The 1755-nt window shown below is 62.1% G+C and carries 2 protein-coding genes and 1 pseudogene; all 3 read right to left on the reverse strand.

The genetic code is table 11. The features are described 5' to 3' along the window. A pseudogene (locus SD626R_RS16545) lies at positions 1 to 1028 on the reverse strand (hypothetical protein); the annotation flags it as partial. A 3-nt stretch (positions 1029 to 1031) separates the two neighbouring features. Next, on the reverse strand, positions 1032 to 1547 hold the full coding sequence (locus SD626R_RS13075) for a hypothetical protein (RefSeq protein ID WP_092566783.1): 516 nt from the start codon (positions 1545 to 1547) through the stop codon (positions 1032 to 1034). After that, positions 1547 to 1755: DUF378 domain-containing protein (locus SD626R_RS13080; protein ID WP_092566784.1), on the reverse strand; the 209-nt coding region annotated here is incomplete at its 5' end. The genes SD626R_RS13080 and SD626R_RS13075, both read right to left, overlap by 1 nt.

The raw sequence follows: 1755 nt of genomic DNA on the forward strand, positions 1-1755 counted from the left end.
GCGAGGGCCGAAATCGCTTGTGCCTCCGACTCGTCATCGGAGAGCATCGCCGCGCGGTCACGTGGCGTAATGAGTTCCGTGATTTCGATTTCACCACTTTGAACATCGCCGTAGACGTTCGATACCCACGTAGAGATGCCGTCACGGACGTTTTGCTCCTTAGTCTCCATAGTGGAGAGCATATCAACCCACGGTTGAAGCCGGGGAAACTCGACAGTCTGACCGTCGTAGGAGACCTGAGGCGGGCCGTCAAGGTCGGCAGAGATACCTGCGTATCCCGAAACAGGAGTGTACCATGTCGTGTTAGGAGCTTCGAGGCCGAAAGCAGCCATCTCGAAGCTTGTCCCATCAGCGAGGGTATAACTCGTTGTGCTGGCACCGTAGGTAGCCGTGGACCACTCACCTGCCTTCGCGGCGATCAGAGGCTCATCCTCCGCGGCGTTGGCGGGCGGTGCGGTGATTACGTCAAACACACCGATGTCTGGATGCGATTTGAGGGCCGATAGCAAACTCGCCCATTCAGCAGTCGACTCGTTCCAACTTTTAAGAAAATTGGATTGAACGGTCGTGAAATACGAGTCAATTTCAGCGTTGGCGGCGTCTAATACGGCTGACTCCGACGATCCCGAATTCAATTCCTCGATTGCTGCCACCTTAGCATCCGTGTAAGCGGTATTCTCAATGCCATCGAGAATGTTCGAGTTGTCGATAATCGTGCTTGAATTGACGGATCGCCGTGTCCGAGCAGTTTGATATACCTGCTGTTGAAGCGCCTCAGTAGTCAGGCCTTCCGCCGGTGGGTTGGAACCAAATACTTCGTATTCGCGCAGAGCCCACCCGAGCGCGACCGGCGGGCTCACGGCGGCGATCGCCGCGGTCTTACCGATACTACCCCAGTCGATCGCCGCTGCCGGTCGCGCGGTCGAGCCGAGCGCGCCGACGCCGGCGGCGGCGCCGATCCCGACGGCCGTCGTTCGCAGCAGTCCCCGACGAGTGAGCCGGGGCGAATCCGGTTGTGTTGCGGTCATGAGTTAGTCCTCCCGTCCGACGAGCCACACGACGACCAACGCCACCGCGACGATGCCGATCGCGCCGGTATCGCCGCCGAGACCAATCCCGGCTCCGCCGGCGGACCCGACGGTGCCCCAGTTGACCGAGTCGATCAGGGATGCGTTCGCGCCGGTTGAGGCGACGACGCGGACCGAGTCGTAGGCCGCGCGGTCGGACTCATTGAGCGTCACGTTCGCGGATTCGGTCGTGTTTGCGGCGACCGAGAGCGTCGTCTCGTTGAGCACGGTGCTACTCCCGTCGCTCTCGTTGAGCCCGGTGAACGTCACGTTCACGTCGACCGGTCCGCTACCGTTCATGTCGTCGACGCCGGTCACGTCGACATAGACCGATTCAGTCGTGTTCTCGACGTTGAGCGTGTCGTTGGCGAGCTCGGTTGAATTGGTCTGTCCGGCGACCCCGCCGGCTCCGAACGCGAGACCGATCGCGGCGATCGCGGCAATCGCGACGACGAGGGCCGCGCTTGTGTTGCGGTTCATTAGTCGCCCCCGTCACCGCGGAGCTGGTCGACGACGTCGGGGACGTCGTAGAACCCAGCGTGATCGACGAGCGTGACGACGCCGGCGACGGCGACCGCGCCGTACACGACGGTCGCGAGCGTCGCCGAGCCGACCGCGGTGCCGAGCTCGGCGACCGCGTTGTAGTCGAAGAACTCCAGGAGGCCCCAGTTGATCGAGCCGATTGAGG

This window comes from Halorubrum sp. SD626R (assembly GCF_001261915.1).
GTDB lineage: Archaea > Halobacteriota > Halobacteria > Halobacteriales > Haloferacaceae > Halorubrum.